The sequence below is a fragment of the Gordonia aichiensis NBRC 108223 genome (assembly GCF_000332975.1).
Classification (GTDB): Bacteria; Actinomycetota; Actinomycetes; order Mycobacteriales; family Mycobacteriaceae; genus Gordonia; species Gordonia aichiensis.
Genome location: NZ_BANR01000022.1, coordinates 73,460 through 91,682, shown reverse-complemented (window position 1 = coordinate 91,682; position 18,223 = coordinate 73,460). Strand labels below are relative to the sequence as shown.

General features: G+C 66.8%; 18 protein-coding genes. 11 read left to right on the top strand and 7 right to left on the bottom strand.

Translation table 11 applies throughout. The features are described 5' to 3' along the window. Window positions 1-74: 74 nt before the first annotated feature. Complete coding sequence (gene nucS / locus GOACH_RS17950) at window positions 75-773, top strand: endonuclease NucS (protein WP_040519073.1); 699 nt, start codon at window positions 75-77, stop codon at window positions 771-773. Window positions 774-790: 17 nt separating this feature from the next. On the opposite strand, the gene GOACH_RS17945 is transcribed toward nucS, so the two are convergent. Then, window positions 791-1,831 (bottom strand): coiled-coil domain-containing protein, encoded by a 1,041-nt coding sequence (locus tag GOACH_RS17945; protein ID WP_005177832.1) that lies wholly within the window; start codon window positions 1,829-1,831, stop codon window positions 791-793. Between the two features lie 79 nt (window positions 1,832-1,910). After that, window positions 1,911-2,429, bottom strand: coding sequence for a methylmalonyl-CoA epimerase (gene mce, locus GOACH_RS17940; RefSeq protein WP_040519072.1), 519 nt, complete (start codon window positions 2,427-2,429; stop codon window positions 1,911-1,913). Window positions 2,430-2,510: 81 nt separating this feature from the next. On the opposite strand from mce, the gene GOACH_RS17935 reads away from it, so the two are divergent. The 5 genes from GOACH_RS17935 (at window position 2,511) to trxA (ending at window position 6,773) form a co-directional block, all read left to right on the top strand. Then, a complete protein-coding gene (locus tag GOACH_RS17935; protein WP_005177821.1) occupies window positions 2,511-3,716 on the top strand; it encodes an acetyl-CoA C-acetyltransferase in 1,206 nt (401 codons plus the stop codon). A gap of 61 nt (window positions 3,717-3,777) precedes the next feature. Further along, window positions 3,778-4,146, top strand: a complete 369-nt coding sequence (locus tag GOACH_RS17930) for a DUF3817 domain-containing protein (RefSeq protein WP_005177819.1) — start codon at window positions 3,778-3,780, stop codon at window positions 4,144-4,146. Window positions 4,147-4,208: 62 nt separating this feature from the next. Continuing rightward, a complete protein-coding gene (locus GOACH_RS17925; RefSeq protein ID WP_005177816.1) occupies window positions 4,209-4,514 on the top strand; it encodes a thiamine-binding protein in 306 nt (101 codons plus the stop codon). A gap of 31 nt (window positions 4,515-4,545) precedes the next feature. Beyond that, the gene (locus tag GOACH_RS17920) at window positions 4,546-5,781 is read left to right on the top strand and encodes an MFS transporter (RefSeq protein ID WP_005177815.1); all 1,236 of its coding nucleotides are present in this window, start codon (window positions 4,546-4,548) and stop codon (window positions 5,779-5,781) included. 86 nt (window positions 5,782-5,867) lie between these two features. Next, window positions 5,868-6,773 carry a thioredoxin gene (gene trxA / locus GOACH_RS17915; protein ID WP_005177811.1) on the top strand — a complete coding sequence of 302 codons (906 nt, stop codon included), beginning with the start codon at window positions 5,868-5,870 and terminating at the stop codon, window positions 6,771-6,773. A gap of 36 nt (window positions 6,774-6,809) precedes the next feature. Here the strand turns inward: trxA and glgB are convergent, their stop codons facing one another. The 5 genes from glgB to GOACH_RS17890 form a co-directional block, all read right to left on the bottom strand. Then, window positions 6,810-9,017, bottom strand: coding sequence for a 1,4-alpha-glucan branching protein GlgB (gene glgB, locus GOACH_RS17910; RefSeq protein WP_005177809.1), 2,208 nt, complete (start codon window positions 9,015-9,017; stop codon window positions 6,810-6,812). 7 nt (window positions 9,018-9,024) lie between these two features. Then, window positions 9,025-11,025, bottom strand: coding sequence for a maltotransferase domain-containing protein (locus tag GOACH_RS17905; RefSeq protein ID WP_005177806.1), 2,001 nt, complete (start codon window positions 11,023-11,025; stop codon window positions 9,025-9,027). 116 nt (window positions 11,026-11,141) lie between these two features. Then, window positions 11,142-13,265 carry an ATP-dependent DNA helicase gene (locus tag GOACH_RS17900; RefSeq protein ID WP_005177802.1) on the bottom strand — a complete coding sequence of 708 codons (2,124 nt, stop codon included), beginning with the start codon at window positions 13,263-13,265 and terminating at the stop codon, window positions 11,142-11,144. Beyond that, a complete protein-coding gene (locus GOACH_RS17895; RefSeq protein ID WP_005177798.1) occupies window positions 13,265-13,876 on the bottom strand; it encodes an isochorismatase family protein in 612 nt (203 codons plus the stop codon). Before GOACH_RS17895 ends, GOACH_RS17900 begins: the two co-directional genes overlap by 1 nt. 122 nt (window positions 13,877-13,998) lie before the next feature. Further along, entirely contained in the window at window positions 13,999-15,303 is a 1,305-nt protein-coding gene (locus GOACH_RS17890) for a nicotinate phosphoribosyltransferase (RefSeq protein ID WP_005177796.1), read from the bottom strand. 20 nt (window positions 15,304-15,323) lie between these two features. Here GOACH_RS17890 and clpS point away from each other — a divergent pair, with 20 nt between their 5' ends. From clpS to GOACH_RS17865, 5 genes are all read left to right on the top strand, one after another. After that, window positions 15,324-15,665, top strand: a complete 342-nt coding sequence (gene clpS / locus GOACH_RS17885) for an ATP-dependent Clp protease adapter ClpS (protein WP_005177792.1) — start codon at window positions 15,324-15,326, stop codon at window positions 15,663-15,665. A 17-nt stretch (window positions 15,666-15,682) separates the two neighbouring features. Next, entirely contained in the window at window positions 15,683-16,258 is a 576-nt protein-coding gene (gene aosR / locus GOACH_RS17880) for an oxidative stress transcriptional regulator AosR (RefSeq protein WP_040519071.1), read from the top strand. Further along, window positions 16,258-17,382 carry a P1 family peptidase gene (locus GOACH_RS17875; RefSeq protein WP_005177785.1) on the top strand — a complete coding sequence of 375 codons (1,125 nt, stop codon included), beginning with the start codon at window positions 16,258-16,260 and terminating at the stop codon, window positions 17,380-17,382. The genes aosR and GOACH_RS17875 overlap by 1 nt, the downstream gene beginning before the upstream one ends. A gap of 117 nt (window positions 17,383-17,499) precedes the next feature. Continuing rightward, window positions 17,500-17,907: a M67 family metallopeptidase gene (locus GOACH_RS17870; RefSeq protein WP_005177783.1), complete on the top strand. Its 408-nt coding sequence runs from the start codon at window positions 17,500-17,502 to the stop codon at window positions 17,905-17,907. Window positions 17,908-17,914: 7 nt separating this feature from the next. Beyond that, complete coding sequence (locus tag GOACH_RS17865; protein WP_005177781.1) at window positions 17,915-18,223, top strand: MoaD/ThiS family protein; 309 nt, start codon at window positions 17,915-17,917, stop codon at window positions 18,221-18,223.

Genomic DNA, 18,223 nt, shown 5'->3' with positions numbered 1-18,223 from the left:
AGGTCCGAGTGGTGTGGCTCGCCGGGCATCGGGGGTCGACTCGGTCGTCACGCGCGACCGATAAGCTGCCGGGTGTGCGTCTGGTGATCGCGGAATGCCAAGTGGACTACGTCGGCCGACTGACGGCTCATCTGCCGATGGCCAAGCGGCTGCTGCTGATCAAATCCGACGGGTCGGTCAGCGTGCACGCTGACGACCGCGCATACAAACCGCTCAATTGGATGAGTCCGCCATGCTGGTTGACCGAGGCGGAGGTCCCCGACGAGATCGCCGCAGCACACGATTCGGTCGAGGCGTACTGGGTGGTGACCAACAAGGCAGGCGAGGAGCTGCGCATCACGTTGGCGTCGATCGACCACGATTCGTCGCACGAGCTCGGTGTCGATCCCGGCTTGGTGAAGGACGGCGTCGAGGCGCATCTGCAGGAACTGCTCGCCGAGCACGTCGAGACTCTCGGACCGGGACATACGCTCATCAGACGCGAGTACATGACGGCGATCGGCCCCGTCGACATCCTGTGCAGGGACGCCGAAGGAGCGACGGTGGCCGTCGAGATCAAACGTCGGGGCGAGATCGACGGTGTCGAACAACTGACCCGCTACCTGGAGTTGCTCAACCGTGACCCGCTGCTTGCGCCGGTCAGCGGTGTTTTCGCGGCCCAGCAGATCAAACCGCAGGCGCGGACACTCGCCACCGACCGCGGAATCCGTTGTGTCATCCTGGATTACGACGCGCTCAGGGGAGCAGAGAGCACCGAGTTCCGATTGTTCTGAGCGCGGTCGGCGCGCAGTCAGTCGCCGGTGGTGAAGCGGGCGCGCTCGGACAGCACCCGATTGAGCAACTCGGCGTCGTCGGTATCCGACATCGAGGTGTAGTCGATGTCCTCGGCCGGACGCAGGGTCTCCGGGAAGGTCCCGAATTCGTTCTGGATCTCGGTGAGCTTCTTTCGGATCTCCTCGAACTCCTCGAGTACCTGGGTGCGAGCGTCGTCGGCCTTCGCCGACAGCATGCGCGAACTCGCGAGTCGTTCGACGGCGATGTCGCGCGCGGTGTCGCGGATCTGCTTCGCCTCGGCGAGTGCCTGACGCCTTTCTTCCGCGAGTTGCTGGTCGTGGCGTTGGCGTTCCTCGGTGCGTGCCTGCTTGCTCTGTCGTGCCAACTCGTCGGCGTCTGCGTGTGCCTTGTCGAGCAGTTGCGACGCCTGCGTACGGGCGGCACTCATCGTCGCTGTGTGCTCGGACTCCATGGCGGCGGCACGCTCCGTGCACAGTCGGTCGGATTCGGCGGCATCGGCCTTGGCCTTGGCGTGAATGGCCTCGGCATCGGTACGCAGGTCGGTGGCGTGGCGTTCGGCCTCAGCGACGATGCTCGCTGCCTTCTCCTCCGCGTCGGCGACGATCGACTCGGCCTTCGCCTGAGCCTCGGACACGATCCGGTCGGCATCGGCCCGCGACGTCTGTGCGAGATCGGCAGCCTCCTGGCGTGCCACCGACACCGTCTCCGCGGCCTCGGCGCTGGCTTCTGCGCGCATCTCCGACGCCTCGTCGGATGCGAGTTGCAACATGCGACTCAGGCGCTCGCTCATGCCCTGAGCGGTCGTGGGTGGCACCGAGAGCGCGTCGACCTCGCGCCGGAGCTCCTCGATCGTCGCGCGCGCCTCGTGTAGATGCGCGGCGAGCTCCTGGGCGTTGGCGGTCGCGGCGTCGCGGTCGGCGGCCAGGACGCGCATGTCGGCGTCGATGCGTCGGAATCGCTCTGCGACCTGCTCGCGATCGTATCCGCGCATGACGACGGCGAACGGGAGTTGCTGCCTCGGAGCCTGGCTCGACATGGTTCGACAGTCTAGTCGGCCGTGCTGTGGAGGCGCTGTGTCACACCGGGTACGCACACCTGGTGTGCGGGAGTGCGGATCAGTGCGCCGTAGAGCTCTGCTCGGCGGCCGGTTCGACCAATTCGAGAAGAACCCCGCCCGCGTCCTTGGGATGGACGAAGTTGATGCGCGAGTCGGCAGTTCCGCGTCGTGGCTGGGGATACAGCACACGAACGCCCGCGCTGGTGAGGCGTTCGGTCACCGCGTCGACATCGGTCACCCTGACCGCGAGCTGCTGAAGCCCGGGACCGTTTCGGTCGAGGAACTTGGCAATCGTCGACGACTCGGACGCCGGCGCGAGAAGCTGTATGACCGCGCCGGTTCCCGCGTCAGCAGGGCCGACCATGGCCTCCTCGACTCCCTGCTCGTCGTTGCGTTCTTGATGGAGGGTGACGAATCCCAGGTGATCGGCATACCACTGCTTCGCAGCGTCGAGGTCGGGGACCGCGATGCCGACATGGTCGATGGCGACCACGAGGTCGGAGATGAGGGCGGTGGCTCCGCGGGGTCCGGTGGTTCCGGCGGATTCGACGGGGGGCACGGATGGTGAGGTCGTCATGGGATAAAGGTAACGTTTAAGAGGTCATACGAACAGAGCGACCGCTCGGTTGGTCGCTGTCCCAGTACTTGGAGGTCTTCCATGTCCCCGGCATCAGATCAGGCGACGTCGGTCATTGTCGCAGGCGCGCGCACGCCGTTCGGCCGGCTCCTCGGCTCGCTCAAGGATTTCAGCGGTGTCGATCTCGGTGCGATCGCCATCAAGGCCGCGCTCGAACGCGGCGGCGTCCCGGCGTCGGCCGTCGACTACGTGATCATGGGTCAGGTGCTGACCGCGGGCGCCGGCCAGATGCCTGCCCGCCAGACCGCGGTGAAGGCCGGTATCGGCTGGGATGTCCCGGCGTTGACGATCAACAAGATGTGCCTGTCGGGCATCGACTCGATCGCACTGGCCGACCAGCTCATCCGCGCGGGTGAGTTCGAGTGTGTCGTCGCGGGCGGTCAGGAGTCGATGACCCAGGCTCCGCATCTGCTGCCGGGCAGCCGCAGCGGCTTCAAGTACGGCAACACCGAACTGGTCGACCACACGGCGTTCGACGGACTCTTCGACGCGTTCACCGATCAGCCGATGGGCGCGTTGACCGAGCAGGGCAACGACAAAGACGGGTTCTCCCGTGCCAAGCAGGACGAGTTTGCTGCGCGGAGCCATCAGCTCGCAGCGACGGCATGGAAGAACGGCCTCTTCGCCGACGAGGTCGTGCCGGTGAGTATCCCGCAGCGCAAGGGCGACCCCATCGAGTTCTCCGAGGACGAGGGTATTCGTGCCGACACCACCGTCGAGACGCTCTCCAAGCTGCGCCCGGCGTTCCGCAAGGACGGCACCATCACCGCGGGCAACTCGTCGCAGATCTCCGACGGCGGCGCAGCGGTGGTCGTGATGAGCAAGGCGAAGGCTGCAGAACTCGGCCTGACCCCGCTCGCCGAGATCGGCCCGCACGGTGTGGTTGCGGGACCCGACTCCTCGCTCCAGCTCCAGCCGGCCAACGCCATCGAGAAGGCTTGTGCGCGTGCCGGAATCGCGCCGACCGACCTCGACCTCGTCGAGATCAACGAGGCGTTCGCGGCGGTTGGGCTGGCCTCGACCAAGGCCCTCGGCATCAACCCCGACATCGTCAACGTCAACGGTGGCGCCATCGCCATCGGTCACCCGATCGGTACCTCGGGCGCGCGCATCGCACTGCATCTCGCGCTGGAACTGCAGCGTCGGGGTGGGGGCGTGGGTGCCGCCGCGCTCTGCGGTGCGGGTGGCCAGGGCGATGCGCTCATCATCCGCGTGCCCAAGGCCTGAGACAGTCGCGATCACGGATGCCTACTACGCAATGTCGTAGTAGGCGTCCGGGTCAGGCACAATGGCTGACATGAGGCGATTCTTCGATCTGTCCACGCCGGCCAAGCGATTCCGGTTCGTCGCTGTGCTGGAAGCGATCACCTGGGCCGCGCTGCTGGTGGCGATGTTCTTCAAATGGGTTCTCGGTCACACCGAGGCCGTCGCGATTCCCGGCATGACGCACGGGATCGTATTCGTTCTCTTCGTGGTCATCTCGATCGTCACTGCGATCTCGCTACGGTGGAGCCTGTCGGTGACCGCGCTGGCCCTGGTGTCCAGCCTTCCGCCCTTCGGCTCACTGGTCTTCGAGTGGTGGGCTCGCCGCAATGGTCACCTGGCCGAGTTGTCGACGGTCGGCGAGTCCGATTCCGCTCCCCAGTACGCGGCCTGATCCATTACGCGGTCTGAGACACCGCTCGCCCGATCCCGCACCCGTCGCGCAGAGGAGCCCGCATGATTGCCGCGTTCAGTGTCACCCCGTCGGGTGGAGAGGCAGTCGACGATGACGGTGGCATGAGCGCGGCCGTCGCGGAAGCGGTTCGGGTCGTGCGCGAATCGGGTCTGCCGTACCAGACCACGGCGATGTTCACCTACGTCGAGGGTGACTGGGATGCGGTGATGGGCGTCATCAAACGTGCCGCCGACGCGGTCGGTGAGCTCGCCCCGCGCGTCGGGCTGGTGATCAAGGCCGACATCCGTCCCGGTCACACCGATGAACTGACCGGCAAGGTCGATCGGGTGATGCGACATCTGTCCTGATCGGGCTGATGTCGGTGCTCGACCATCCCGCATGCACCGCGCACGCGGTGCGGTCTCGGTGATCTTCTTCCTCAATGGTTTTCTCGCCGCACTGTGGGTTGCCCACATCCCCGTCATCACCGCTCACACGTCTACCTCGCACGAACAACTCGGCGGACTCCTACTCCTGCTCGGGGGCGCGGCATTCGTGGGCATGCAGGTCAGCGGGCATGCTTTGGACCGATTCGGTTCGCGTTTCACGACGGTGGTCGCAGCGACCCTGCTGTGTCCGGTCATGCTCGGACCCGCGCTGGCGTCGAGCACCACTGCGCTCGCGGCGGCCCTCGCGGTCTTCGGATTCGTCAACGGCAGCCTCGATGTCTCGATGAATGCACAGGCCGTCGCCGTGGAACGCGCCTATCGCCGGCCCATCATGTCGTCGTTTCACGGATTCTTCTCGCTCGGCGGACTCGCCGGATCGCTTGTCGTCGCCGCGACGCTGTGGGCGGGGGTCGGCGTCGTTGCGACGGTCGGCGTGTCGGTGCTCGTGGGGCTGGTGGTGGTCGCGGTGGCCGCGCGCGGGCTCGTCGCGCCGGATGACACGAGAGTCGTCGGCGCGTCGGGGGAAACGGGCTCGGCGTCGAGCGACCCCGATGTAGGTGACGAACAAGCCCCGCGGGAACGGTGGTGGCACGGGCTGGATGTGCGCCGCCTGGTGATCCTCGCGGCCGTGGCGTTCGTGCTCATGCTGGCCGAGGGGACCGCCTATGACTGGAGCGCGCTGCAGATCGTCGAAGGTTTCGACACCCGTGATGCCGTCGGTGCGGTGGCCTTCGGTGCGTTCAGTGCGGCGATGACGATCGCTCGCTTCGGTATCGACCCGCTTGCAGGCAGACTCGGCCCGGTCTGGGTGGTGCGGACCGGTTCCGCGCTCGGCATGGTCGGGATCACCGTGGCGATCCTCGCCCCGGAGCCTGTCACCGCGATCGTCGGCTGGACTGTGTTCGGGGTGGGGCTTGCCGGACTGATCCCGCAGATCTTCACTGCCGCAGGCAATCTCACGACGTCGTCGAGCGGACGTGCAATCTCGGCCGTCGTGGGCTGCGGCTACCTCGGGATGCTGTCGGGACCGGCAATCGTCGGATTCATTGCCGGTCACTCAGGGGTGTCCATCGGCCTGACCCCCGTCATCGGAGCTCTGCTGTTCGCGTTGGTGGCGGCACCGGTCGTGCGTCCCGCCGCACGAGCGGTGAGCCGTCGGGACACACGTGACACACTGGAAGGGTGACACGACCGACCCCAAGGCCCCAGGGAAATGCCGCACGCGCTCAGGCTGCGGCAGCAGCACGTCAGCAAGCCGCAGCGACCGTCGCCATGTCCGGCGCGGTCGATCTCTCGGCACTCAAGGAGCGCGCCGACGCGCAACGAACGCAGGTGCGGCAGCAAACGACACCGTCTGCGCACTCTCCCGACGGTAGCCCTCCGGCGGGGCCGAGCGTCATCGACGTCACCGACGCGACCTTCGAGACCGAAGTCCTTGCCAGGTCCACCCGGCAGCTAGTCCTTGTCGACCTGTGGGCCGAGTGGTGCGGGCCGTGTAAGCAGCTGTCACCGGTGCTGGAGAAACTCGCGAATGCCTCGGGCGGATCGTGGGTGCTCGCCAAGATCGACGTCGACGCCAACCCGCAGATCGCGCAGGCATTCGGTGTGCAGTCGATCCCGACGGTCGTGGCGCTTGCTGCCGGCCAGCCAGTCGCCGCGTTCAACGGTGCGCGGCCGGAGGCCGAGATAGCCGACTGGATCGATCAGATCCTCGCCCAGGTCGGCGGCGCCCTGTCCGGCGCGCCGAGCGCCGATACCGAGCAGGAAGCCGCCGATGATCCGCGCATGATCGCCGCCGAGGACAAGATGAACGCCGGCGATTTCGACGGCGCGCTCGCCGATTACCGGGCGATCCTCGAGGCCGAGCCCGACAACGTCGAGGCCGCATCGTTGGTGCGAAACCTCGACTTCATGCTCCGTGCGCAGGCACACGATCCCGCGATCGTCGAGAACGCGGCCCCGACCGATGTCGACGCCCAACTCGCTGCCGCAGATGTCCTGCTGCTCGGGCAGGATCCCGAGGCTGCGTTCGCGCGCATCATCGACGTGGTCAAGGCGACGTCCGGCGACGACCGTACGCGTGCCCGCACACGACTTCTCGAGCTGTTCGAGCTTTTCGATCCGGCTGAACCGTTCGTCGTGTCCGCGCGTCGGAAGCTGGCCGCAGCGCTGTTCTGAGCTCGAGGCTCCGAGCGGAGTCGCGCCGGTGCCCGGTCAGTCGGCAGGCGCTAGCCAGATCGCCGAATTGGCGGGCAGCATGACCGATGCCGACACCTCACGTCCGTGCCAGCCGGGGCCGTCGGCCGTCACCGCACCGAGGTTGCCCTTGCCCGCTCCGCTGTAGGCGGCGGCGTCGGTGTTGAGGACCTCCGTCCACGTGCCGCCGCGGGGGAGCCCGACCCGATAGTCGCTTCGGTCGATTCCGGAGAAATTGAACAGGCACGCCATCACCGAGCCGTCCGAACCCCACCGGAGGAAGCTGATCACGTTGTTGGCGGTGTCGTTGGCGTCGATCCACTCGTAGCCGGCGGAGTCGGTGTCCTGGCTGAAGAGCGCGGGACTGTTCCGATAGATCCTGTTGAGATCGGTGGTCAGTGCCGAGATCCCGCGGTGGAGTTCACCTTCCCAGCCCTGGAGCTGATACCAGTCGAGGCTGCGATTGTCGGCCCACTCGGCCGTCTGGCCGAATTCCTGGCCCATGAACAGCAGCTGCTTGCCCGGATGCGACCACTGATACGCCAAAAACACCCGTACGCCTGCGGCTTTCGTCCACGAGTCGCCCGGCATGCGACTGAACAGAGTGCCCTTGCCGTGTACCACCTCGTCGTGTGAGAGCGGCAGGACGAAATTCTCGCTCCATGCGTACATCAGTGAGAACGTGATCTCGTGATGGTGGAAACTGCGGTGGATCTGGTCGCGACCCAGGTAACCCAGGGTGTCGTGCATCCAGCCCATGTTCCATTTGAAGCTGAACCCCAGGCCGCCGAGATCGGTCATGCGCGTGACTCCGGGCCACGCTGTCGACTCCTCGGCGACGGTCACCGCGCCGGGAAAGAGCTTGTGGACCGTGGCGTTGGTCTCCTGCAGGAACTGGACGGCCTCGAGGTTCTCGCGCCCGCCGTAGATGTTCGGCCGCCACCCGCCCGTCGGTCGGGAGTAGTCGAGGTAGAGCATCGAGGCCACCGCGTCGACGCGCAATCCGTCGACGTGGAACTCGTCGATCCAGTAGATCGCGTTGGCGACGAGGAAGTTGCGCACTTCGCGGCGCCCGAAGTCGAATACATATGTGCCCCAATCGAGTTGCTCGCCGCGCATCGGGTCGGCGTTCTCGTAGAGGGGAGTACCGTCGAAGCGCGCGAGAGCCCATTCGTCCTTGGGGAAGTGCGCGGGTACCCAATCGATCAGCACGGCGATTCCCAGCGAATGCAGATGATCGACAAGGTACCGGAAATCGTCCGGCGTGCCGAAGCGCGATGTCGGCGCGTAGTACGACGTCACCTGATAACCCCACGACCCGCCGAACGGATGCTCGGCAACAGGTAGGAACTCGACGTGGGTGAAACCCTTCTCCGTCACGTAATCACCGAGTTGCTCAGCGAGTTCGCGGTAGTCGAGCCCCTTGCGCCACGAGGCGAGGTGTACCTCGTACACGCTCATCGGTTCGCGGGTGGGTTCGCTCACCGTTCGGCGCTCGATCCAGTCGTCGTCCGACCACGTGTATCGCGAGTCGGTCACCACCGACGCAGTGGCAGGCGGCACCTCGGTACGCCTTGCCATCGGATCGGCCTTGTCGTGGATCGCGCCGTCGGCACCGTGGACACGGAACTTGTACAACGTGCCCTCGCCGACGTCGGGTATGAACAGTTCCCACACTCCCGACGGCCCCATCGACCGCATGGGTGCCGAGCGTCCGCTCCACCCGTCGAAATCGCCGATCACGACGACGCCGTGCGCGTTGGGTGCCCACACCGAGAACGTCGTACCGGACACCTCACCGTCGGGCGTGGTGTAGGTGACGATGTGCGCACCGAGGACCTTCCACAATTCCTCATGGCGTCCCTCGGAGAACAGGTGCAGATCGAGTTCGCCGATGCTCGGCAGAAAGCGATACCCATCGGCGACGATGAATTCCCTTGTGCCTCCCTGTCCGTCGGGATAGACGACCCGATAGCGGTAATCGATCAGATCGGCGACCGGCACGGTCACGACGAACAGATCGTCGGTCTGATGATGCATCGGATAGTCGACGCCGCCGATGACCGCCGACACCGAGATGGCGTCGGGACGCAGCGTCCGCAGGATCGTGTAGCCGCCGGGAGCGTCGTGCGCGCCGAGGAAAGAGTGTGGGTCGGGATGCGTCGTCGACATCAGACGGCGGAGGTCGTGGTCGGAGGCGAAAGGATCGGGCATTGTGCTGGTCACGATGAACTCACTGGATTCGGTAGGAGAGTCGGCGGGCGGCGTCGGGGTCAAGGGGCGGCAGGGCCACGATGTGCGCGACCGCCCGCCACGGTTCGAGCCGGACGTAATTGGCCTGGCCCCAGGTGAATTCCTCGCCGGAGACCTCGTCTGTGCCGACGAAGCGCTCCTGCCAGTCGAATCCGAGCGCAGGCATGTCGAGCCACAGCGTCGACTCCTCCGCGCCGAACGGGTTGATGTTGACCACCACGACGACGCGGTCGCCCGACACGGGATCGAGCTTCGAGTAGGCGATCAGGGCTGGATTGTCGAGGTGGTGAAAGGTGATGTTGCGCAACTGTTGTAGGGCGGGATGACGTCGTCGGATCTCATTGAGCGACGTGATCCACGGTTCCAGCGACTCGCCACGGCTCGCTGCGCCCTTGTAGTCGCGCGGGCGCAGCTCGTACTTCTCCGAGTTCAGGTACTCCTCGCTGCCCTCGCGCACAGCGACGTGCTCGTAGAGCTCATAGCCGCTGTACACCCCCCAGGTCGGCGACAGTGTCGCTGCCAGTGCCGCGCGCAGGGCGAACATGCCCGGTCCGCCGTGCTGCAGGCTCTCGTGCAGGATGTCGGGCGTGTTGACGAACAGGTTCGGTCGTGAGTCGTCGGCGTGTGCGGCGATCTCGCGGCCGAACTCCTCGAGCTCCCACTTCGCCGTCTTCCACGTGAAGTAGGTGTACGACTGGCTGAAGCCGAGGCGCGCAAGGCCGTAGAGCCGCGCGGGCCGCGTGAAGGCCTCGGCGAGGAACAAGACGTCGCGGTCGCGCTTCTTGACCTCCGTGATGAGCCATTCCCAGAAGTTCGGCGGCTTGGTGTGAGGGTTGTCGACCCGAAAGATCTTCACGCCCAGCTTGTTCCACGCCAAGACGATCTCGAGTACCGCGCGGTAGATTCCATTGCGGTCATTGTCGAAGTTGAGGGGGTAGATGTCCTGGTACTTCTTGGGTGGATTCTCCGCGTAGGCGATGGTGCCGTCTGGCAGCGTGGTGAACCAGTCCGGGTGCTCGCTCGCCCACGGGTGGTCGGGGGCGGTCTGCAGCGCCAGGTCGAGGGCGACCTCCATCCCGAGTTCTGCGGCGCGAGAGAGGAAGTACTCGAAGTCGTCCTGAGAGCCGAGCCGTGGATGAATGGCGTCGTGCCCGCCCTCGGCGGATCCGATCGCCCACGGTGAACCGACGTCGTCGGGCGCCGCGACCAGCGTGTTGTTGGGTCCCTTGCGGTTGACCTCACCGATCGGGTGGATCGGGGGGAGGTAGACGACGTCGAACCCCATGTCGGCGATGCGGGAGAGATCCGCGGCTGCGGTGAGGAAGGTACCGTGCACAGGTCTTCCGTCGTTGTCCCACCCGCCCGTCGAGCGCGGGAACATCTCATACCACGAGCCGTAGAGCGCGCGGCGACGATCGGTCCAGATCCGTAGGTTGCGGCTCTTGGTCACCAGCTCGCGAACCGGATATGCGTCCAGCAGTTCGGCGACCTCGTCCGACAGTGCCATCCCGACGCGGTTCTCGACGCGCCTGCGCCGCGAGCGGAGCGACTCGACGGCGTCGAGCAGCAACTGGCGGTCGTCGCCCTCCACGAGCTGCGCGCCTCGGGTGAGTACCTGCGCCCCGATCTCGAGGTCATTGGCGAGGTCTTCTGCGCCCTGGCCGGCGTCGATCTTCTTGGTGACGGCCGAGCGCCACGTCGAGTACGGGTCGCTCCACGCCTCGATGCGGAAGGTCCAGTAGCCGACGGCGTCGGGCACGATGGCCGCGTTGTAGACGTCGGGCTCGGTGGACGCGGACATCCGCACGTCGAACGAGGTGCGATACGGGGTCTCGACGTGCAGGGTGACCCCGAGCGCGTCGTGACCCTCGCGCCATGCCGTTGCGCTGATCGGGATCATCTCTCCGACAACGCATTTGGCAGGGAACTGCCCTGCGGAGATCAATGGTTGGATGTCGTCGATGCCCATCCGGCCGATCACTTCGGCCCCCTCTCGTCAGCGGCCACGCGTACGGCCGGGAGTCCTCATCGATCCCACACTCTTGATCTCACTGTAGTGATGTCGTCGGGTCGGGAGGTCCGATCCGGGCGTCAGATTCACCGTAGCGGTACGGCGGCGAGTCTGCCGAGTGCCGCGCGGACGACATCACGGTCGGTGGTGCGCCAGAACGGCGGCATCGAGGCCAGCAGATAGCCGCCGTAACCGGCTGTCGCCAGGCGCGAGTCGAGAACAGCCACGACGCCACGATCGTCGACCGAGCGCAGCAGTCGTCCGGCGCCCTGAGCGAGTAGGAGTGCCGCGTGATTGGCGGCCACGGACAAGAACCCGTTGCCGCCACGCGCGGTGACCGCGCGTTGGCGTGCACCGAGCAACGGGTCGTCGGGCCGCGGGAACGGAATGCGGTCGATGATCACCAACGAGAGTGACGGGCCGGGGACGTCGACACCCTGCCAGAGCGAGAGCGTGCCGAACAGGCAGGTGCGCGGGTCCTCCGCGAAGCGTGCGACCAGCGCCGCGGTCGTGTCGTCGCCCTGGCACAGAATGGGGAGGTCGCTGCGCTCGCGTAACGCTTCGCTGGCCTCGCGGGCCGCACGCATGGACGAGAACAGCCCCAGTGTGCGCCCGCCCGCGGCCTCGGTGAGTGCCGCGAGTTCGTCGAGTGTCGCCGGTGCGATGGAATCACGTCCCGGCCGCGGCAGGTGGCGTGCGACGTAGAGGATCGCCGAGCGCGGGTAGTCGAAGGGTGAGCCGGCGTCGAGGCCTGTCCACCGCATCGTCGAACCGTCCGACGGCGCCGCGCTGCCCGTCGCGGTGACGTCGCGCGCCGGTGTGTCGTTGCGGGCGTCACCAAGTGCGATGTCGTCGGCGGCCGGGGTGTCGGTGCCGCGTCCTGCTGCGGGCAGGCCCCAGGTGGCGGCCAGCGCGTCGAAGGAGCCACCGATGGTGAGCGTCGCCGAGGTGAGGATCACCGTCGATTCGGTGAACAGCGTCGCGCGTAGCAGCCCGCCCACCGACAGCGGTGCGATGTGCAGTACCGTGCGCGTCGATGCCTCGGATCGGCCCGTGCGTTCCTCGGCGACCCACACGACGTCGCGTCGTTTCGACGGATCGGGTTCGTCGAACGCGCCGAGGATGCGGACAGCGGTGTCGTGGAGCTCCTCCAGCGAGGTGAGGGCCGCAGACCGTGCGGCCCCCTGGCCGTCATCGGTTCCGCCGGGACCGCGCGCCGGGCCGATGGCCGAGCGCGCCTGCCACAACCGATCGCGCAGCGTCGCCAGAACCAGCGAGGCGTCCGCGGGCATGGCCGTCCACTCTCGTTTGGGCGCGTCGTCGAGCATGTCGCCGAGTTGCTCGCCCGCGCCGACGAGTGCGTCGACCGTCTCCTCATCGATCAGCTTCCCGCAGCGACGCGCCGCGACGGCGATCGATGTCGCCGAGAGATCGGCTGTGGACACCGATGTGATCCGGTCGACGAGGTCGTGTGCCTCGTCGACGATCACGACGCGGTGGTCGGGCAGGACATTGGCCGGGCTCATCGCGTCAATCGCGAGCAGCGCGTGGTTGGTCACCACGACGTCGACCTGCCCCGACGTCCGTCTGGCGCGTTCGGCGAAGCAGTCGTCCGCGTACGAGCAGTTCGACGCTCCGAGGCATTCACGCGAGGTGACGCTGACCTGGCGCCACGACCGATCGGCGACGCCGGGGCTCAGATCGTCGCGATCGCCCGTCTCGGTGTCGGAGACCCACTCACGTAACCGGGTGACCTCGCGGCCGGTGCGGGACAACTCGAAGGCGTCGAACAGTTCGGTGTCGGGCTCCTCGACCGTTCCCGCGTGGATCTTGTTGAGGCACAAGTAATTTCCGCGGCCCTTGAGAATTGCGAAGGTCGGCTCGCGGCCGAGTGCCGCCGCGAGTGCCTTGGCGAGCCGGGGCAGATCGCGCTCGACCAACTGCCGCTGCAACGCGATAGTGGCGGTGGAGACCACCACGGTGTCGCCCGATTCGACGGCATGCCTGATGGCAGGTACGAGGTAGGCCAAGGATTTTCCCGTGCCGGTGCCCGCCTGCACCGCGAGGTGCTGGCCGGTGTCGATCGCGTTGGCGACCGCGGAGGCCATCCGGACCTGCCCGTCGCGACGCTTGCCCGAGAGCGCGGTCACGGCGGTCTCGAGAAGATCGGTCACCGGTGGGATGCCGGTTACGGCTGCTGCCTCCGGCACTAGGACGCGGCCTGTCCGCCATAGACGAGATCGCCGACGAGCGTCACGCCCGCCTTGCTCATCGTGGTCAGCGCGGCGTCGGCCGTGGGTTCGGACACCGCAGCGGTGAAGTTCAGCAGAACGCGGGTGTCGAACCCCTGCGTAGCGGCATCGACAGCGGTGGCCCGCACGCAGTGGTCGGTGGCGATGCCCACGACGTCGACGCTGCGTACGTCGTGTGCACGAAGCCAGTCGGCCAGAGTGGTGCCGTCGGCGGCGACGCCCTCGAATCCGGAGTAGGCAGCGCTGTACTCGCCCTTGGAGAACACCTCCTGGACCGCAGAGGTATCGAATTCGGGGGAGAATGCGACGCCGTCGGTCCCGACCCGGCAGTGGGGTGGCCAGGTGTCGACGAAATCGGGATCGTCGGAGAAGTGCGCACCGGGATCGATGTGGTAATCGCGCGTCGCGACGACGATGTCGTACTCGCCGGTCAGCGACGCGAGCGACCGTGCGACCGCCGTGCCGCCGTTCACGCCGAGCGCGCCGCCCTCGCAGAAATCGTTCTGCACGTCGACGACGATGAGCGCCTGTGCGGGCTTGACGTCGGCATCGAAGTGGGGGCTGGACATTCCGAACTCCTCGGGTCGTGGTCGTGCTGCGTTACTCGGTCGGGTCGTGGGTTGGACGTGGGCGGGCGAGGATCGGTTCCCTGCTGATGCGCTGCCGGTGCTCGCGCGCCACCGATCTGGTCTCAGCCGAGTTGGAACCGGGTCGGTACTGCGGGGTCGCCGTGGGAGAGTCCGAGTCCCTCCCAGGGCAGGCTGACGAGGCCGTCGGCGAGGAACGCGCGCGCATCGTCGAGCGTCGGGAGGTCGTCGACGCGACGACCACCGCGGACCAGCGGTATCTGCAGCGGCCGGACGTCGTGACCGGGCACCTCCGGTGTGGGTGTACCCGCGCGGTAGAGGATCTCCTCGACGATGGTGCCGGTGGGGCGTGCGACACGCACCGCGTTCTTCGCTCCGCCCTTGGACTCCTTGTGACTGGCGCGCTTGGCCACCGGGATGCCGTCGACCTCGACGAGCTTGTAGACCATGCCGGCGGTCGGAGCGCCGCTGCCGGTGACCAGGGAGGTGCCGACCCCGTAGGTGTCGACCGGTTCGGCGCGTAGCGAGGCGATCGCGTACTCGTCGAGGTCGCCCGAGACCACGATCTTCGTGTTCGGCGCACCCAGCTCGTCGAGCTGCTCGCGAACCTGCCTCGCGAGCACGCCCAGATCGCCGGAGTCGATGCGGACCGCTCCGAGTTCGGGGCCTGCGACCTCGACGGCGTTGCGCACACCCTGGGTGATATCGAAGGTGTCGACGAGCAGCGTCGTACCGACGCCGAGTGTCTCGATCTGTGCGGCGAACGCGGCTTTCTCGTTGGTCCCATCGGGTTCTGTGAACGCGAGGGTGAACGAGTGCGCCGCGGTCCCCGCACTGGGCACTCCGTAGGTACGTGCGGCCTCGAGATTCGAGGTGGCCGCGACACCCGCGAGATAGGCGGCCCGCGCGCTCGCCACGGCAGCCCACTCGTGGGTGCGACGCGATCCCATCTCGATGATCGGTCGCCTGCTCGCAGCGCTCACCATGCGTGCGGCCGCGGAGGCGATCGCACTGTCGTGGTTGAGGATCGACAGGATCAGCGTCTCGAGGACCACTGCCTCGGCGAAAGTTCCGCGAACGGTGAGGATGGGCGAGTTGGGGAAGTACAGCTCACCCTCGCGGTAGCCGTCGATGTCGCCGCTGAACTCGAAGGTGCGCAGCCACTCGACGGTGTCCTCATCGAGAAAGCGTTCGACGACGGCGATCTCGTCGTCGCCGAAGCGGAACTGCGTCAACGCATCGAGGATGCGTGCGGTGCCTGCGACGACTCCGTACCGGCGGCCGTCGGGGAGGCGGCGAGCGAACACCTCGAACACACACTGTCGGTGTGCGATGGGGTTCCGCAGCGCGGCGGAGACCATGGTGAGCTCGTACTGGTCGGTCAGCAGGGCGGTGTTGCGGATGGTCACGATCCCTTACCCTAGGTTGTATGGCGCCTGACGATATTCGTGCGCATGAGGCTACTCCCGGATCCGGCGGCAACAGCGGTGGCACGGCCGTGGTGGATCCGGCCGTCGCCGACTCCGCGTCGGCGTTCGATCGACCCTGGGTGACCATCGTCTGGGACGACCCGGTCAATTTGATGCGCTATGTGACGTTCGTGTTCCAAAAGGTCTTCGGATACTCGGAGTCGAAGGCGAATCAGCTGATGATGCAGGTCCACACCGAAGGTAAAGCAGTGGTTTCCGCAGGTGAACGCGACAAGATGGAAGCCGATGTGACCAAGCTGCATGCCGCGGGCTTGTGGGCGACTATGCAGCGCGACAGCTGAGCGGCGGGGCAGAAATAGTGCGCGTCTTCACACGTAGGGGCCGAGGCCACTCGGTGCGATACACCACGTCGCTCCAGGCACATGAGTCCGAGCTTCTCGCGTCGATGGTGGTATCGATGTCGGAGTTGCTCACCGAGCGCGACGCGAGCGCACCGCGTGACGAGCTCGCAGAGCTGACGGGTATCCGGACGGGACACTCGAGTGCCCCGACCGACGCGACCCTCGGCCGGTTGCTGCCCGATTTCCATCGCCCCGACCAGGACACCGAACTCACCGCAGACGCGGTCAACGGACGACTCAACGCAGCGTTGCGCAGCGTGAACGAGCCGAAAATCATTGGTGCCAAACTTGCGGCGTCGTCGACGATGCTCGCGACGTTGCCCGAGGGCGGCGGCGACGTCTCGCTCACCGATGAGGAGGCGTTGAGCTGGCTGACCGCGCTCAACGATGTACGCCTCGCACTGGGCGCGATGCTCGGAATCTCCGAGGACACACCCGACCAGCTACCCGCCGACCACCCGCACGCGGCGCATCTGGATGTTTACCACTGGCTGACCGTCATCCAGGAACTTCTCGTCGAGGCGATGATGTGATGACCGCCCGGGCGCCTGAAGGCGACCGCATCACCGACGTGGCGGGTATCGGCGTCGGACATCACCACGTCATCGACCCCGACGCCACACTCGGGGCAGGCGGCCCCGACGATCCGCCGGGGACGGGCTGGGCAACGGGGACGACCGTCGTCACCGTCAGTCGACCCGAGGGCGCGGCGGGCGCGCCCACCGCTGCCGTCGACGTACGCGGTGGCGGTCCAGGAACTCGAGAGACCGACCTGCTCGATCCGTCGAACACCGTCACCACGGTGCATGCCATCGTGCTGACCGGCGGCAGTGCGTACGGACTCGCTGCCGCCGACGGCGTGATGGCCGGGCTCGAGGAGTCTCGCGTAGGACTGCCGATGAACGCCCAGGGTGCAGTCGTACCGATCGTCCCGGGAGCAGTCATCTTCGACCTCCCGATGGGTGCGTGGCACCACCGGCCCGACGCGGGCTTCGGTCGCGCGGCGCTCGACGCCGCGGGCACCGAGGTCGAGCAGGGGAGCGTCGGCGCGGGAGCGGGTGCGCGTGCCGGAGGCCTCAAGGGCGGCGTCGGGACTGCGTCGCTGCTGATCGATTCGGGTGCAGCGGCCGGGATCACCGTTGGCGCGCTCATCGTCGCCAATCCGGTGGGTTCGGTGATCGACCCCACCACCGGGCTTCCTTGGGGCGCAATCGATTCCGATCTGGCCTATCACGGTCTGGCTCGGCCGGACGGGTCAGACGTCGCGCGGCTCGCGCAGGTGGCCGCCAAACAGACTGTGCTCAATACGACCATCGGCGTCGTCGCCACCGACGCGGCGCTGTCGGCGGCGTCGGTGCGTCGAATCGCGATGTCGGCGCACGACGGACTCGCGCGCGCCATCCACCCGGTGCACTCACCGCTTGACGGGGACACAGTCTTCGCCGTTGCGACCGGGGCCCGCGCGGTCGGCCCGTCGCCCCTGGTGCCGCCCGGTATGAATCCGGATATCGCGGTACTCGCCGACATCTGTCGAGTAGCGGTCACGGTGACACAGCGCGCGATCGTCAATGCAGTTCTCGCCGCGGAGTCGGTGGCAGGGGTGCCCGCATATGCCGATCTCGCGCCGTCGGCCATCGCGATCGAGGGCATCTCGTAGGCATCGCCCGCGCAGGCGGCCGACCGGAATACCCACTCCTGCCCATGCGTTGTGCGCAGCGATGCGAGCGGTGTGACCGATGGCCGCCGAAGTCCATCACGAGGAGAACGAGGACGAGTGCTGCAGATCAGCCAGGAGTTGGTCGATGCGATGATCGCGCATGCGCGCGCCGACCACCCGGACGAGGCGTGTGGTGTGATCGCGGGTGCTGAGGGATCCGACCATCCCGAGCGCTTCATCCCGATGACCAACGCCGAGCGTTCGCCGACCTTCTATCGCTTCGATTCCACCGAGCAGCTCAAAGTATGGCGCGAGATGGACCGCAATGACGAGGAGCCGGTCGTCGTCTATCACTCACACACCGCGACCCAGGCCTACCCGAGTCGCACCGACGTGTCGTACGCCAGCGAACCTCAGGCCCACTATGTCCTGGTATCCACCCGCGACGCCGACGACACCGAGATCCGCAGTTATCGCATCATCGACGGTGAGGTCACCGAAGAACCCATCGAGATCAGGAGCTGAAACCACCATGACGGTCATCGTGTCCATCCCGACGATCCTGCGTACGCACACCGGAGGCGAGAAGCGCGTCGAAGGTTCCGGCGCGACGTTGTCGGAGCTCATCGACGATCTCGAGGCCGCCAACCCCGGCATCAAGGAGAGGCTTGTCGCTGCCGACGGCGACGGACCGGCAACACTGCACCGCTTCGTCAACATCTACGTCAACGACGAGGACGTACGTTTCTCGGGCGGCCTCGAGACCACGATCGACGACGGTGATGAGGTCACCATCCTGCCTGCTGTCGCGGGCGGTGCGCTGCCACCCCTCGGACGATAG

What these genes read in the sequence shown, in the direction of transcription:
- GOACH_RS17925 (WP_005177816.1), top strand. Translation starts at nt 4,209, where the DNA reads ATGATTGCCGCGTTCAGTGTCACCCCGTCGGGTGGAGAGGCAGTCGAC.
- clpS (WP_005177792.1), top strand. Translation starts at nt 15,324, where the DNA reads ATGGCGCCTGACGATATTCGTGCGCATGAGGCTACTCCCGGATCCGGC.
- trxA (WP_005177811.1), top strand. Translation starts at nt 5,868, where the DNA reads ATGTCCGGCGCGGTCGATCTCTCGGCACTCAAGGAGCGCGCCGACGCG.
- GOACH_RS17895 (WP_005177798.1), bottom strand. Translation starts at nt 13,876, where the DNA reads ATGTCCAGCCCCCACTTCGATGCCGACGTCAAGCCCGCACAGGCGCTC.
- GOACH_RS17930 (WP_005177819.1), top strand. Translation starts at nt 3,778, where the DNA reads ATGGCTGACATGAGGCGATTCTTCGATCTGTCCACGCCGGCCAAGCGA.
- GOACH_RS17935 (WP_005177821.1), top strand. Translation starts at nt 2,511, where the DNA reads ATGTCCCCGGCATCAGATCAGGCGACGTCGGTCATTGTCGCAGGCGCG.
- GOACH_RS17865 (WP_005177781.1), top strand. Translation starts at nt 17,915, where the DNA reads ATGACGGTCATCGTGTCCATCCCGACGATCCTGCGTACGCACACCGGA.
- GOACH_RS17920 (WP_005177815.1), top strand. Translation starts at nt 4,546, where the DNA reads ATGCACCGCGCACGCGGTGCGGTCTCGGTGATCTTCTTCCTCAATGGT.
- GOACH_RS17945 (WP_005177832.1), bottom strand. Translation starts at nt 1,831, where the DNA reads ATGTCGAGCCAGGCTCCGAGGCAGCAACTCCCGTTCGCCGTCGTCATG.
- GOACH_RS17875 (WP_005177785.1), top strand. Translation starts at nt 16,258, where the DNA reads ATGACCGCCCGGGCGCCTGAAGGCGACCGCATCACCGACGTGGCGGGT.
- mce (WP_040519072.1), bottom strand. Translation starts at nt 2,429, where the DNA reads ATGACGACCTCACCATCCGTGCCCCCCGTCGAATCCGCCGGAACCACC.